Origin of the sequence: Kitasatospora sp. NPDC091207, assembly GCF_044768625.1 — a bacterium.
Lineage (GTDB): Bacteria > Actinomycetota > Actinomycetes > Streptomycetales > Streptomycetaceae > Kitasatospora.
The window spans coordinates 114,306-129,220 of sequence record NZ_JBIVVS010000009.1; the positions used below are offsets into that span (position 1 = coordinate 114,306).

The window sequence follows — 14,915 nt, forward strand, 5'->3', positions numbered from 1 at the left end:
CCACCGCGATCTGTCGCCGGCGGTGACCGGCGGTCAGTCCGGGCCGGTGCGGCGCGGGGGGAGAAAACAAGCAGGCGTGATTGCTTTTTCTCGGCCCCGGTGCCACGCTGCTGCCCGACGGCAAGCGTGGCAGGCGTTGGGCCACCGGTAGGGGAGGCGCACCTGTGGGGTCGCGTTCGGTACTGCGGATCGGCAACGCGTCGGGCTTCTACGGGGACCGCTTCTCGGCGGTCCGCGAGATGCTCACGGGTGGGCCGCTGGACGTTCTGACCGGGGACTACCTGGCCGAGCTGACCATGCTCATCCTGGCCCGGGACCGGCTCAAGGATCCCTCGCTCGGCTACGCGAGGACGTTCCTGCGGCAGATGGAGGAGTGCCTCGGTCTGGCGTTGGAGCGCGGGGTGCGGATCGTGGTCAACGCGGGCGGGCTCAATCCGGCGCGACTCGCGGACGCGATCCGCGACGTGGCGCGGCGTCAGGGCCTGGAGCCGGCCGTCGCCCACGTCGAGGGTGACGATCTGCTCGCCCGCCGGGCCGAACTCGGTCTCCCCGAGGGCCTGTTGGCGGCCCATGCCTATCTGGGCGCCTTCGGCATCGCCGAGTGCCTCACCGCCGGGGCCGACCTGGTGGTCACCGGCCGGGTCACCGACGCGGCGCTGGTCGTCGGCCCGGCGATCGCCCGATTCGGCTGGGGCCCGGGGGATTTGGACGCCCTCGCCGGCGCGGTGGTGGCCGGGCACGTCCTGGAGTGCGGTGCGCAGGCCACCGGCGGGAACTACGCGTTCTTCGGCGAGCACGACGTCACCCGGCCCGGTTTTCCGATCGCCGAGCTCGCGGCGGACGGCTCCAGCGTCATCACCAAGCATCCGGGCACCGGCGGCGCCGTCACCATCGGTACCGTCACCGCCCAACTCCTCTACGAGACGGGCGACGCGCGCTACCTGGGCCCGGATGTCACGGCCCGGCTGGACACCGTGCGGCTCACCGAGGAGGGCCCGGACCGGGTCCGGATCCACGGTGTGCGCGGCGAGGCGCCGCCGCCGACGCTCAAGGTCGGGCTGAACCGGCTCGGCGGTCACCGCAACGAGGTGGTCTTCGTGCTGACCGGGCTGGACATCGAGGCCAAAGCCGCGCTGGTGCGGCGGCAGTTGGCCGACGCGCTGCCACCCGAGGCCGCCCCCGCCGAGCTGCGGTGGACCCTCGCCCGCACCGACCACCCCGACGCCGCCACCGAGGAGAGTGCCTCCGCGCTGCTGCGGCTCACCGCCCGGGATCGCGACCCGGCCAAGGTCGGCCGCGAACTCGGCAAGGCGGCGGTGGAGTTGGGCCTGGCCGGCTATCCCGGGTTCCACCTCACCGCGCCGCCCGGACCGGGCGTGCCGTACGGGGTGTTCACCGCCGCCCACGTCGACGCCAAGGCGGTGGAGCACACCGCCGTGCTGCCGGACGGGCGGCGGGTCGTCGTGCCGCCCGCGCCGGTGACCGGTCCGGTCGGCCCGCTGTCCGGCCCGCTGTCCGAGTCGCTGGCGGGCTCGCTGCCGGAGCCGCCCGAGCCCGGCCCGTGTGTCCGGGCGCCGCTCGGCCGGGTGGTGGGGGCCCGCAGCGGCGACAAGGGCGGCGATGCCAATCTCGGTGTCTGGGCCCGCAGTGCGGACGGCTGGCGTTGGCTCGCGCACACCCTCACCGTGCGGCGGCTGCGCGAACTCCTGCCGGAGACGGCCGAGTTGCCGATCACCCGGCAGGTGCTCCCGCATCTTCGCGCGGTCAACTTCACCATCACCGGCCTGCTCGGCGAGGGCGTCGCCGCCCAGCACCGCTTCGACCCGCAGGCCAAGGCGCTGGGGGAGTGGCTGCGCTCCCGCCATCTCGACATCCCGGAGGCGCTGCTGTGACCGTCCTGCCCACCCGCCTCGACCCGGCGGGCGCCGACTACGCCGAACACCGTGCCGCGATGCTGGCCAGGCTCACCGAGCTGGACGCCGAACACGCGAAGGCACTGGCCGGCGGCGGCCCCAAGTACGTCGAACGCCACCGCGGCCGGGGGAAGTTGCTGCCGCGCGAGCGGATCGAACTGCTGGTCGACCAGGACTCGCCGTTCCTGGAGTTCTCCCCGCTCGCCGCCTGGGGCAGTGACTATCCGGTCGGCGCGGCGCTGGTCACCGGGATCGGGGTGGTCGAGGGTGTCGAATGCGTCATCACCGCCAATGATCCCACCGTGCGCGGCGGGGCCAGCAACCCGTGGACGCTGCGCAAGGCCCTGCGCGCCAACGAGATCGCCCTGGCCAACCGCCTCCCGGTGGTCAACCTGGTCGAGTCCGGCGGCGCCGACCTGCCCAGCCAGAAGGAGATCTTCATCCCCGGCGGTGCCCTCTTCCGCGACCTCACCCGTCTCTCCGCGGCCGGGATCCCCACCGTGGCCGTCGTGTTCGGCAACTCCACGGCCGGTGGCGCGTACGTGCCCGGCATGTCCGACCACACCGTGATGGTGAAGGAGCGGGCGAAGGTCTTCCTGGGCGGCCCGCCGCTGGTCCGGATGGCCACCGGGGAGGAGTCCGACGACGAGTCGCTCGGCGGCGCCGAGATGCACGCCCGCACCTCGGGCCTGGCCGACCACTTCGCGGTGGACGAGCCGGACGCGCTGCGGCTGGCCCGGCGGATCGTCGCCCGGCTGAACCACCGCCGCGGGGGCCCCGGTCCGGACCCGCTCGCCGAGCCGCCCAAGTACGCCGAGGAGGAGCTGCTCGGCATCGTCCCGGGCGATCTCAAGATCCCCTTCGACCCGCGCGAGGTGATCGCCCGGATCGTCGACGGCTCGGACTTCGACGAGTTCAAGCCGCTCTACGGCACCAGCCTGGCCACCGGCTGGGCCCGGCTGCACGGCTACCCGGTGGGCATCCTGGCCAATGCCCAGGGGGTGCTGTTCAGCCCGGAGTCGCAGAAGGCCGCCCAGTTCATCCAGCTGGCCAACCAGCGCGACATCCCGCTGCTGTTCCTGCACAACACCACCGGCTACATGGTCGGCAAGGACTACGAGCAGGGCGGCATCATCAAGCACGGCGCGATGATGATCAACGCCGTCGCCAACTCCACGGTGCCGCACCTGTCGGTGCTGATGGGCGCCTCCTACGGGGCCGGCCACTACGGGATGTGCGGGCGGGCGTACGAGCCGCGCTTCCTGTTCGCCTGGCCGAGCGCCAAGTCGGCGGTGATGGGCCCGCAGCAGCTCGCCGGGGTGCTGTCGATCGTGGCCCGGCAGTCCGCGGCGGCCAAGGGGCAGCCCTACGACGAGGACGCGGACGCCGCGATCCGGGCGATGGTCGAGCAGCAGATCGAGGCGGAGTCGCTGCCCGTCTTCCTCTCCGGCCGGCTCTACGACGACGGGGTGATCGATCCCCGCGACACCCGGACCGTGCTCGGTCTCTGCCTCTCCGCGATCCACAACGCGCCCGTCGAGGGCGCGCGCGGCTACGGCGTCTTCCGCATGTGAGCCGACTCTGAGAGGGACCGACATGATCACCAACCTGCTGGTCGCCAACCGGGGCGAGATCGCCCGCCGGGTCTTCCGCACCTGCCGGAGCCTCGGGATCGCCACCACCGCCGTGTACGCCGACCCGGACGCCGACGCCCCGCACACCAGGGAGGCCGACGCCGCCGTCCGCCTGCCCGGCGCGGCGCCCGCGGACACGTACCTGCGCGGCGACCTGATCGTCAAGGCCGCGCTGGCCGCCGGGGCCGACGCCGTCCACCCCGGCTACGGCTTCCTCTCCGAGAACGCGGAGTTCGCCCAGGAGGTGCTCGACGCCGGCCTCACCTGGATCGGCCCGCCGCCGGCCGCGATCGCCGCGATGGGCTCCAAGACCGCCGCGAAGCGCCTGATGGCCGCCGCCGGGGTGCCCGTGCTGGCGGCCGTCACCGACCCCGTCGAGGCCGACCTGCCGCTGCTGGTGAAGGCGGCGGCGGGCGGCGGCGGGCGCGGCATGCGGGTCGTCCACCGGCTGGACGAACTGGCGCCCCGGCTGGCCGAGGCCCGCGCCGAGGCGGCCAAGAGCTTCGGCTCGGACGAGGTGTTCTGCGAGCGCTACCTGCCCACCGGCCGGCACGTCGAGGTCCAGCTGCTCGCCGACCTCCACGGCACGGTGTGGGCGGTCGGCGAACGCGACTGCTCGCTGCAGCGCCGTCACCAGAAGGTGGTCGAGGAGGCCCCGGCCCCCGGCCTCGACGAGGCGGTGCGCACCGCCCTGCACGCGGCCGCCGTCGCCGCCGCCCGGGCGATCGGCTACACCGGCGCCGGTACCGCCGAGTTCCTCCTGGGCCCCGACGGCCGGTTCCACTTCCTGGAGATGAACACCCGACTCCAGGTCGAGCACCCCGTCACCGAGTGCGTCACCGGGCTCGACCTGGTCGCCCTCCAACTGCGCGTCGCCGAGGGCGAACCGCTGCCCGGACCGCACCCGCCCGCCCCGCGCGGCCACGCCATCGAGGCCCGCCTCTACGCCGAGGACCCGGACCGCGACTGGCAGCCGCAGACCGGCATCCTGCACCGCCTCGAACTCCCCGGCGTCACCGCCGAGTTCACCACAGCCGCCGGGGACACCGGGCTGCGCCTGGACTCCGGGGTGGCGGCCGGCAGCGCGATCGGCGTCCACTACGACCCGATGCTCGCCAAGGTCGTCGCCTGGGCGCCGACCCGGGCCGCCGCCGCCCGCCGGCTCGCCGACGCGCTCACCCGCGCCCGGATCCACGGGCCGGTCACCAACCGGGGGCTGCTCGTCGCGGCGCTGCGCCACCCCGCCTTCCTGGCCGGCCGGGTGCACACCGCCTTCCTGGCCGAGCACGCCGCCGACCTCGCCCCCGCCCCCGGCGGCGACGCCCTGCCCGCGCTCGCCGCCGCGCTGGCCGACGCCGCGGCCCGCCGCGGCGGCGCGGCGCTGCCCTCCGGCTGGCGCAACCTGCCCTCGCAGCCGCAGACCAAGCGGTACGCCGCCGCCGACGCCACCGTGTACGAGGTCCGGTACCGGTTCGGCCGCGCCGGGCTCGTCGCCGAGGCGCACCCGGGCACCACGCTCGTCTCCGCGACGCCCACCAGGGTGGTCCTCGACACCGACGGTGTCCGGAGCGCCTTCGACGTCGCGCGCCACGGCGACCTGGTCCACCTGGACACCCCGGCCGGCGCCACCGTGCTGACCGCCCTGGAGCGCTTCCCCGATCCGGCCTCCCAGGCCGCCCCGGGGGCGCTGCTCGCGCCGATGCCCGGCACCGTCGTCCGGACCGCCGCGGCCGTCGGCGACACCGTCACCGCCGGCCAACCGCTGCTCTGGCTGGAGGCGATGAAGATGGAGCACCGCGTCACCGCCCCCGCCGACGGCGTCCTCACCGAACTCCGCGCCGTCCCGGGCCAGCAGGTCGAACTCGGCACCCTGCTCGCCGTCGTCCAGCCCGCGTCCTGAACCCACCCCGTAGCCAAGCCCGTTCCCCGTACCCGCCCGGAAGGACGAACCGCATGTCCGCACCGCGCACCACCACGCCCGGCAGCCCGCTGATCGAGACCCCCGAACGCCAGGCCCTGCGCCGCGCGGTGGCCGACCTCGGCCACCGCTACGGCTCCGCGTACTACCTGGGCAAGGCCCGGGAGGGCCGGCCCGCGGACGAGCTCTGGGCCGAGGCCGGCAAGGCCGGCTACCTCGGGGTCAACCTGCCCGCCGAGTACGGCGGCGGGGGTGGCGGCATCACCGACCTCGCCATCGTCCTGGAGGAACTCGGCACCGCGGGCTGCCCGTTGCTGCTGCTGATCGTCTCCCCGGCGATCTGCGGCACGGTGATCGCCCGGTACGGCACCGAGCAGCAGAAGCGGCAGTGGCTGCCCGGACTCGCCGACGGCACCCGCAGGATGGCCTTCGGCATCACCGAGCCGGACGCCGGCTCCAACTCCCACCGGATCTCCACCACCGCCCGCCGCGACGGCGATGACTGGCTGCTCACCGGCCGCAAGGTGTTCGTCTCCGGCATCGACCACAGCGACGCCGTGCTGTTCGTGGCCCGCACCGAGAGCACGGACGCCGGAGGGGGCCGGACCGGCAAGCTCCGGCCCGCCCTCTTCATCGTCCCGCGCGACACCCCCGGGTTCGAGTACCGCCCGATCCCGATGGAACTCGTCGCCCCCGAGAAGCAGTTCCAGGTCTTCCTGGACGACGTCCGGCTGCCCGCCGAGGCCCTGGTCGGCGACGAGAACGCCGGACTGCTGCAGCTCTTCGCCGGCCTCAACCCCGAGCGGATCATGACCGCCGCGTTCTCGCTCGGCCTGGCCCGCCAGGCCCTCGGCCGGGCCGTCGAGTACGCCAGGACCAGGACGGTCTGGTCGACTCCGATCGGCGCCCACCAGGGTCTGGCCCACCCGCTCGCCCAGTGCGCGGTGGAAATCGAGCTGGCCCGGCTGATGACCCAGAAGGCCGGTCTGCTCTACGACGGCGGCGACGACCTCGCCGCGGGCGAGGCCGCCAACATGGCCAAGTACGCGGCCGGCGAGGCCGCCGCCCGCACCGTCGACCAGGCCGTCCAGACCCTGGGCGGCAACGGGCTCACCCAGGAGTACGGGCTGGGCGCCCTGCTCGCCGCCACCCGGGTCGGCCGGGTCGCCCCGGTCAGCCGGGAGATGGTGCTCAACTTCGTGGCCCAGCACACCCTGGGGCTGCCCAAGTCGTACTGACGGGGCGGCCGCCGGCCCGGCGCTCCCGCGGGCGAACACCCGCACGACGCCGACGGCGCAAACCACCGTCTGTGCGATGCGCGGGCCGGACCGGCCGGTGGCGCTCCGGCGGGCCGTCCGACGGGGTGCGCCCTGGTCGCGGGCGGGTGGCCGGGGTGCGCCCCGGCCACCCCGCGGGCCGGGCCCGGGGGCGGGTCGTTCGGGAATGGACGATCCTTCGTCACAATGGAGCAACGCCCCGCCACTGTCCGTATGCTCCTGTCCGCGAGCCCGGCCGACCGGCGGGCCAGGACCACTCGCCGGCCACCCGACCGGGCGTCAACTATCCCTTTGGAGGTACGCCTTGGTGTTCCACAGCGAGTTCCCGGACGTCGGCACCGTCGATCTGCCGATCCACGAGGCGGTGCTCGGCGCCGCCGCCCGGTACGGCGACCGCCCGGCCCTGGTCGACGGGGTCACGGGGGAGTCGGTCAGCTACGCACGGCTCGCCACGGCCGTCCGCCGGGTAGCAGCCGGGCTGGCCGAGGCAGGCGTGCGTCAAGGTGACGTGGTCGCGCTGTTCAGCCCCAATACGATCGCCTACCCGATGGCCTTCTACGGTGCCACCCGGGCCGGCGCCACGGTGACCACGGCCTCCTCCCTCGCCACCCCCGGCGAGCTGGCCGGCCAGCTCGCCGACAGCGGCGCCCGCTGGCTGATCACCGTCTCGCCGTTCCTGGCCACCGCCCGGCAGGCCGCCGGGAAGCTCGCCGCCGAGGGCCGGGCGCTCGCCGAGATCATCGTGCTGGACGGTGCGGAGGGCCACCGCTCACTGGCGGACCTGCTGGCGTCCACCGGTCCCGACCCCGCGCCGGCGATCGACCCCGGCACCGACATCGCCGTCCTGCCCTACTCCAGCGGGACCACCGGCCTGCCCAAGGGCGTGATGCTCACCCACCGCTCGATCGCCACCAACCTCGCCCAGACCGACGCCCTGTACCGGCCGGCGGAGGGCGAGCGGATCCTCGCCGTCCTCCCCTTCTTCCACATCTACGGCCTCGCCGCCCTGCTCAACCAGCCGCTGCGGTGCGGCGCCACCGTCGTCGTGCTGCCGCGTTTCGACCTGGAGCAGTTCTGCCGCACCGTCGAGGAGCAGCGCGTCCAGGCCCTGATCGTGGCCCCGCCGATCGCCCTCGCCCTGGCCAAGCACCCGGTGGTCGACCGCTTCGACCTCTCCTCCGTGGAGTACCTGCTCTGCGCGGCCGCCCCGCTGGACACCGAGCTGGCGGACGTCTGCGCCCGGCGGCTCGGCCTGCCGCACATCCTCCAGGGCTACGGCATGACCGAGCTGTCGCCGGTCTCGCACGTCGTCTCCCCGACCGAGACCGATCCCCCGCCGGGCTCGGTCGGCCGGATGGTGCCCTCCACCGAGCTGCGGGTCGCCGCCCTGGACGGCAGCGGCGCCGATCTCGGCCCGGGAGAGCCGGGCGAGCTGCTGATCCGCGGCCCGCAGGTGATGAAGGGCTACTTCGGCCGCCCCTCCGACACCGCCGCCACCGTCGACGCCGACGGCTGGCTGCACACCGGCGACGTCGGCTACGTCGACGAGCGCGGCTACCTCTATGTCGTCGACCGGGTCAAGGAGCTGATCAAGTACAAGGGCTACCAGGTCGCCCCCGCCGAACTGGAGGCCCTGCTGCTCACCCACCCGCAGATCGCCGACGCCGCGGTGATCGGCGTCGTGGACGCGCAGGGCACCGAGTACCCCAAGGCCTTCGTGGTCCGCGCCCCCGGCAGCGCGCTCACCGAGCAGGACGTCACCTCCTTCGTGGCGGGCGAGGTGGCCCCGTACAAGAAGGTCCGCGCGGTGGAGTTCCTGGACGCCGTCCCCAAGTCGGCCGCCGGCAAGATCCTGCGCCGGGAGCTGCGCGCCCGTGAGGCCGCCCGCTGAGCCGCGCCGCGGATCTGCGAGGATCGACCCCGCCCGGACACCGCACGGACAGGACCAGTCGCCGCCGATGACCGCCCACCCCGCCGCCCGCACGCCCCAGCAGGACCGCAGCCGCGCCACCCGGCAGCGGCTGCTGGCGGCGGCCGTCGAGTGCCTGGCCGAGGTCGGCTGGAACGGCGCCACCGTCACCGTGGTCGCCGAACGCGCCGGAGTCTCCCGGGGCGCCGCCCAGCACCACTTCCCGACCCGCGAGGACCTGTTCACCGCGGCCGTCGAGCATGTCACCGCCGAGCGGCTGGCAGCCGTCCGCGCCCACGCGGACGAGTTGCCGGCCGCCGGGCCCGACCGCACGGTGGCCGTCGTCGACATGATCGTGCGCCTCTACACCGGGCCGCTGTTCCGCGCCGCCCTCCATCTGTGGGTCGCCGCCGCCACCGAGGAACCGCTGCGTGCGCGGATCGTCGCACTTGAGGGCCGGGTCGGCCGCGAGGCCCACCGGGCGGCCGTCGAGTTCCTGGACGCCGACGAGAGCTGCCCCGGGGTCCGCGAGACGGTGCAGGCGACCCTGGACCTGGCGCGCGGTCTCGGACTGGCCAATCTGCTCTCCGACGACAGCGCCAGACGATCCGGGGTGATCCGGCAGTGGGCGGGCCTTCTGGAGGGTACGCTGCGGCCGGTACGCCCATGACGCCCGTACAGCAGGCCCGTCCGAGGAACCTCTGACCAAGGGGTCGCCGGGCGGCCGATGTCCGTGCAGTCTGGAGAAGAACCCCGGCCGGCACGGACCACGAGGGCCCGCCCGGCCGGACACGAGCCGAACGCGGGGTGCTGCCTGATCATGCACGGACACGAGTGGGACGCGACCGACGCCGCCGGCCCCGCACCGGGCGGAGCCTCCGTACGCCTGGACGGCCATCGCCTCGTCCCGCTCGCCACCGCGCTGCTCCAGGAGGACGGCCTCATCCTGCACTGGAGCGAGGACGCCGAGGCGCTGCTCGGCTTCTCCGCCGAGGAGGCCGTCGGCAGCTACGCCGCCCAGCTGCTCACCGAGCGGACCGACCGCCCCGAGGTGCTCTCCCTGTTCGAGCGCATCATGGGCGGCAAGGGCTGGTCCGGCGTCTTCGCGGTCCGTCACCGCGACGGCCACGTGGTCGAGCTGGAGTTCCGCACGTACCCGATCGCCGGCCCCGGCGGCACCCTGCTGCTGCTCGCCACCGCCTCGGACACCCAGGCCCTGCACCGGGTCGAGGCCGACCTCGCCGTCCTCGACGGCATCTTCGGCCAGTCCCCGATCGGCATGGCCGTCTACGACACCGACCTGCGCTACGTCCGGCTCAACGGGGCGTTGGCCCGGATGAACGGCGTCCCGGTGGAGGAGCACCTGGGGCGCCGGATCAGCGCCGTCCTGCCCGCCATCAACAGCGCCGAGATAGAACAGACCATGAGACAGGTGCTGACCACCGGCAGGCCCGTGGTCGACGCCCGCTCGCACGGCCGCGTCCCCGGCGACCCGCGCCGCGACCGTGCCTGGTCCGCCTCGTACTTCCGGCTGGAGGACTCCACCGGCCGGGTCTTCGGCGTCTGTTCCTCCATCATCGACGTCACCGAGCGGTTCCAGGCCGAGGCCCGCGCCGCCCGCGCGCAGGAACGTCTCACCACCATCGCCGAGGCCACCGCCCGGATCGGCACCACCCTCGACCTCCAGCGCACCGCCGAGGAGCTGATCGAGGCCGTCGTCCCCCGGTTCGCCGACTTCGCGACGGTCGACCTGCTGGAGCCGGTGCTGCGCGGCGCCGAGCCCGCCGCGATCCCGGAGGACCGGGCCGTCCAGCTGCGCGCCGTCGCCGTCGGCGAATCCTACGAGTCCGGCCTGACCCACGCCGTCGACACCGTCGGGGACGTCTCCGAGTACGCCCCCGACCGCAGCTACACCCAGTGTCTGCGCAGCGGCCGCCCGCTGCTGCGGGCCAGCGTCGACGAGGAGGTGCTGCGCGGGCTGGTCGCCACCGAGGAGCGGGTCGCGCCGGGCATGGAGGCCGGCATCCACTCGTACCTGATGGTGCCGCTGACCGCCCGGGGCATGGTGCTCGGCGGCTCCGAGTTCATCCGGATGCGCAACCCCGAGCCGTTCACCGCCGCCGATGTCGCGCTCGCCGAGGAACTGGTCGCCCGCACCGCCATCGCGATCGACAACGCCCGGCTCTACCGCCGCGAACGCGAGACCGCGCTCACCCTGCAGCGCAGCCTGCTGCCGCAGGAGATCCACCGCACGCTCGGCCTGGAGATCGCCTACCGCTACCTGCCCAGCAGCATGACCAGCGAGGTCGGCGGCGACTGGTTCGACGTCGTCCCGCTGTCCTGCGGCCGGGTCGCGCTGGTGGTCGGCGACGTGATGGGCCACGGCATCCGCGCCGCCGCCACGATGGGCCAGCTGCGTACCGTCGCCCGGACGCTGGCCACCCTGGACATGCCGCCCGAGCAGGTGCTCACCCGGCTGGACGAGACCGCCTCGGGGATCGGCGAGGGCCAGTTCGCCACCTGTATCTGCGTCGTCTACGACCCGCTGGAGCGGACCGTGCAGGTCGCCTCGGCCGGCCATCTGCCACCGGTCTGGGTCGCCCCCGACGGCACCGCCCGCAGGATCGACGCCCCGCCCGGCGTCCCGCTCGGGGTGGGCGGGGTGGCCTTCGAGTCGATCGGGTTCACCCTCCCCGAGGGCGGCATGCTCACCCTCTACACCGACGGCCTGGTGGAGCGGCGCGGGCAGGACCTCGACGACGGCATCGACCTGCTCGCCCGCACGCTCTCCGGTCCCGGCCGCACCCTGGAGGAGAACTGCGACGCCGTGCTCGGCGCCCTGGTCACCGACGGCACCGACGACGACATCGCGATGATCATGGCCCGGGTGCTGCCGCTGCCCGCCGACCGGATCGCCACCCTCCCGCTCACCGGCGGCGGCCGGCTGCCCGGCAAGGCCCGCCGCTTCACCCGGGCCACCCTGGAGGGCTGGGGCCTGTCCGCGCTCGCCGACTACGCCGAGCTGCTGGTCAGCGAGCTGGTCACGAACGCCCTGCTGCACGCGGACGCCCCGCGCCGGCTCCGGCTGTTCCGCGACCGGGTGCTCACCCTGGAGGTCGCCGACTCCGGCGGCCAGACGCCGCAGCTGCGCCCGTTCGCCGAGCAGGACGAGGGCGGGCGCGGGATGTTCCTGGTCAACGAGCTGGCCCAGCGCTGGGGCAGCCGGCTGACCCGGGACGGCAAGGTGGTCTGGGCGGAGCTGGAGCTGCCGTTCGGGATCGTCTGACCGCACGCGTACGCGCGGGACCCCGCACCCCGGGGAGGGGGCGAGGTCCCGCGCGTGATGCGTGCCCGGGCTAGACGGCCGTCTTCGCGCGCTCCGGCCGCTCCGCCGGCTCCACCTGGTCCCGGGGAGCCTTCGGCAGGCCGCGCAGCAGGCGCCAGGCGAGCGCGGACGCGGCCAGCAGCAGCGCGCCGGCCAGGATCGCGGCGACGTTCATGCCGTGCACGAAGGCGTCGCGGGCGCTCTCCAGCAGCGGACCGGCCAGCGGCTGCGGCAGGCCGTGCGCGGCCTCGACCGCGCCGCCCAGCGACTCGCCCGCCTGGGTGGCGGCGGCCTGGCCGGCCCCGGCCGGGACGGTCAGCCCACTGGCGTAGAGCGAGCCGACCACCGAGCCGACCAGGGCGATGCCCAGCGCCGTGCCCAGCTCGTACGCCGTCTCGGAGACCGCCGAGGCGGCGCCGGCCTTGTCGGCGGGCGCGGCGCTCAGCACCAGGTCGGCGCCGAGCGTGTAGACCACGCCCTCGGCCGTGCCGACGATCAGGAAGGCGGCGGCGAGCACCAGGTAGGTCGAGTCCTGCTGCACCCAGCCGAGCAGGCCGATGCCGGTGCCCATCGCCAGCAGGCCCAGCGTCAGGGTGGCCCGGGCGCCCGCCCGGCGGGCCAGCCGGGCGGTCAGCAGACCGCCGACCACGGCTCCGGCGAAGGCCGGCAGCTCGGCCAGGCCGGCCTTCAGCGGCTCGTAGCCGCGGACCAGCTGCAGGTACTGGGAGGTCACGAAGACCACGCCGGAGAGCCCGACCAACGCGGTGAGCGAGGCCAGTACCGCCGCGGTGAAGCGCCGGTCGGAGAAGAGCCGGACGTCCAGCAGCGGGGTGGCCAGCCGCAGCTGGCGCCGGACGAAGACGGTCAGGGCGGCGGCGCCCAGCACGGCCGCGACCGGGACGTCCCAGCGCGCCACGCCGTGGGCGGCGGCCTCCTTGATCGCGTAGACCACGCCGATCACACCGACCAGCGAGAGCGCCACGCTGAGCACGTCCCAGCGGCCCGGCTTCGGGTCCTTGGACTCGGGCAGCAGCCAGGCGCCGAAGACCAGCAGCAGCACCAGCACCGGGATGTTCAGCAGGAACACCGAGCCCCACCAGAAGTGCTCCAGCAGCACCCCGCCGACCACCGGGCCGAGCGCGGCGCCGGCGGTGGCGGCCGCACCCCAGATGCCGATCGCGGTGGCCCGCTCGCGGTCGTCCGGGAAGAGGGCGCGGATCAGCGACAGGGTGGACGGCATGATGGTCGCCCCGGCCACGCCGAGCAGCGCGCGGGCCAGGATCAGCCAGCCGGCGCTGGGCGCGTAGGCGGCCAGCAGCGAGGCGGCGCCGAACGCGGTGGCGCCGGCCAGCAGCAGCTTCTTGCGGCCGATCCGGTCGCTCAGCGAGCCCATGCTGACCAGCAGGCCGGCCAGCACGAAGGAGTAGATGTCGCCGATCCAGAGCAGCTGGGTGCCGCTGGGGCGCAGCGTCTCGCTGATCGAGGGGATGGCGAGGGAGAGGACGGTCGCGTCGACGGCGACCAGGGTGACGGCCAGGACGAGGACGGCGAGGCCGGTCCAGCGCTGGCGGGGGCGGGCAAGGACGGTGCTGCTCATGGGTATCGGTTTCCGGCCGCTGATCCGAGGGCCTGTGGTCCGAGGTGCTGTGGGTGAGGGCTCAGTGCGGCTGCGACGGTCGCAGCGCGCCGCCGAGGAAGAGTTCGGCGAGTGAGAAGGCGGCGTCGCGGGGGGCGAGCCGGCCGTCCTGGAGGGCCCAGCCGACGCCGGCCACCAGATCGAAGAAGGCTTCGCCGAGCCAGCCGGCGGAGAGCTCGACGCGGAACACGCCCTGTTGCTGGCCGCGCAGGAAGAGTGCCTGCAGCCGGGCGAATTGCGCCTCCCAGAGCGCGTTGATGTCCTCGTCGTCGTAGAGCTGGTTCTCGCCGGCCAGGAAGGCGCAGAGCGCGGCGTCCGGGACGACCAGGTCGACCAGGCGGCGCAGCGCGGCGTGCGCGTCGCCGTCCTCGATGGCGGCGGCGTCCAGGGCGGCGCCGAACGTGCGCAGTCCGAGCAGGCCGACCTCGCGGATCAGTGCCTCGCGGCCCGGGAAGAGCCGGTGCAGGGTGGCGCGGCTGATGCCGGCGGCGCGGGCGATCTCGTCCAGGTGGGCGGTCGGGCGGCGGGAGAGCACGCCGACGGCGGCTTCGAGGACGGAGTCGCGGTCGGTGGCCATGGGGCGAGTGTACATCGAATGAGACATGGATGTCTCAAAGTTGATTCGAGTGATGCAGGTGAGGGTCTGGTGTCATCGGCGCAGCCGGGGTGCGGGCCGGGCCGGGGTGGGCCGGGCCGGGGTGCGGGGCGGGTACGCAAAGAACCGGGGACGGCGGTTGCCGTCCCCGGTCGCGGGTCGTGTGCTGCCGGGCGGTGGCCGGTCAGCTCTGGTTGTAGAACCCGGTCTCGTCCAGCGGTCGGTCGATGACCATCACCTCGACGTCCGCCGGCGTGAGCAGGAACACCCGGCGGGCGATCCGCTCGATCCCGCCGCCGGTACCGAAGATCAGCCCGGAGGCGAAGTCGACCATGCGCTTGGCCTCGGCCTCGTCCATCTCGGTGAGGTCCATGACGACCGGGATGCTCGCCCGGATGTGCTCGCCGACCGTTCGCGCGGCCTCGAAGCCCGTCGGCCGCAGGGAGACGATCTTCGTGGGAGCGGGGGAGGACGGTACCGTCTCCTGCTCGATCCACTCGTCGTCGTACACCGCGGCCGGGTAGTTCCCGGAGGGCATCAGCCACCCGTTGTGGTGCTCGTCGCGAAGTGCTCCCATGCCGCGCCTCCCTGCCTCGTTCCGTACAGGTCCCCCGGTGCGCGTGTCCTTTTGACACGTCATCCACTCGTCGGAACTGTCCGAGTATCGCACTGATCACCGGTCCCGTGCCCGCTCGCGACCCCCGTCCG

10 protein-coding genes are annotated in these 14,915 nt (G+C 74.2%); 7 read left to right on the plus strand and 3 right to left on the minus strand.

Annotated features, from left to right (window positions below; translation table 11 throughout):
* Nucleotides 1-164 precede the first annotated feature (164 nt).
* The 7 genes from ACIQTO_RS17550 (at nt 165) to ACIQTO_RS17580 (ending at nt 11,937) form a co-directional block, all read left to right on the plus strand.
* Nucleotides 165-1,892 carry an acyclic terpene utilization AtuA family protein gene (locus ACIQTO_RS17550; RefSeq protein ID WP_402388488.1) on the plus strand — a complete coding sequence of 576 codons (1,728 nt, stop codon included), beginning with the start codon at nt 165-167 and terminating at the stop codon, nt 1,890-1,892.
* Nucleotides 1,889-3,487, plus strand: coding sequence for an acyl-CoA carboxylase subunit beta (locus ACIQTO_RS17555; protein ID WP_402388489.1), 1,599 nt, complete (start codon nt 1,889-1,891; stop codon nt 3,485-3,487). Before ACIQTO_RS17550 ends, ACIQTO_RS17555 begins: the two co-directional genes overlap by 4 nt.
* 22 nt (nt 3,488-3,509) lie before the next feature.
* Nucleotides 3,510-5,447, plus strand: a complete 1,938-nt coding sequence (locus tag ACIQTO_RS17560; protein WP_402388490.1) for an acetyl/propionyl/methylcrotonyl-CoA carboxylase subunit alpha — start codon at nt 3,510-3,512, stop codon at nt 5,445-5,447.
* A gap of 53 nt (nt 5,448-5,500) precedes the next feature.
* Nucleotides 5,501-6,703 carry an acyl-CoA dehydrogenase family protein gene (locus ACIQTO_RS17565; RefSeq protein WP_402388491.1) on the plus strand — a complete coding sequence of 401 codons (1,203 nt, stop codon included), beginning with the start codon at nt 5,501-5,503 and terminating at the stop codon, nt 6,701-6,703.
* 343 nt (nt 6,704-7,046) lie between these two features.
* A complete protein-coding gene (locus tag ACIQTO_RS17570; protein WP_402388492.1) occupies nt 7,047-8,633 on the plus strand; it encodes a 4-coumarate--CoA ligase family protein in 1,587 nt (528 codons plus the stop codon).
* A 67-nt stretch (nt 8,634-8,700) separates the two neighbouring features.
* The gene (locus ACIQTO_RS17575) at nt 8,701-9,321 is read left to right on the plus strand and encodes a TetR/AcrR family transcriptional regulator (protein WP_402388493.1); all 621 of its coding nucleotides are present in this window, start codon (nt 8,701-8,703) and stop codon (nt 9,319-9,321) included.
* Nucleotides 9,322-9,471: 150 nt separating this feature from the next.
* Entirely contained in the window at nt 9,472-11,937 is a 2,466-nt protein-coding gene (locus ACIQTO_RS17580) for a SpoIIE family protein phosphatase (RefSeq protein ID WP_402388494.1), read from the plus strand.
* Nucleotides 11,938-12,007: 70 nt separating this feature from the next.
* Here the strand turns inward: ACIQTO_RS17580 and ACIQTO_RS17585 are convergent, their stop codons facing one another.
* The 3 genes from ACIQTO_RS17585 to ACIQTO_RS17595 all read right to left on the minus strand — a co-directional run bounded on the left by ACIQTO_RS17585 (nt 12,008) and on the right by ACIQTO_RS17595 (nt 14,784).
* Entirely contained in the window at nt 12,008-13,573 is a 1,566-nt protein-coding gene (locus tag ACIQTO_RS17585) for an MFS transporter (protein ID WP_402388495.1), read from the minus strand.
* 61 nt (nt 13,574-13,634) lie between these two features.
* Complete coding sequence (locus tag ACIQTO_RS17590) at nt 13,635-14,189, minus strand: TetR/AcrR family transcriptional regulator (protein WP_402388496.1); 555 nt, start codon at nt 14,187-14,189, stop codon at nt 13,635-13,637.
* A 202-nt stretch (nt 14,190-14,391) separates the two neighbouring features.
* Entirely contained in the window at nt 14,392-14,784 is a 393-nt protein-coding gene (locus tag ACIQTO_RS17595; RefSeq protein WP_402388497.1) for a cell division protein SepF, read from the minus strand.
* Between the last annotated feature and the right edge of the window lie 131 nt (nt 14,785-14,915).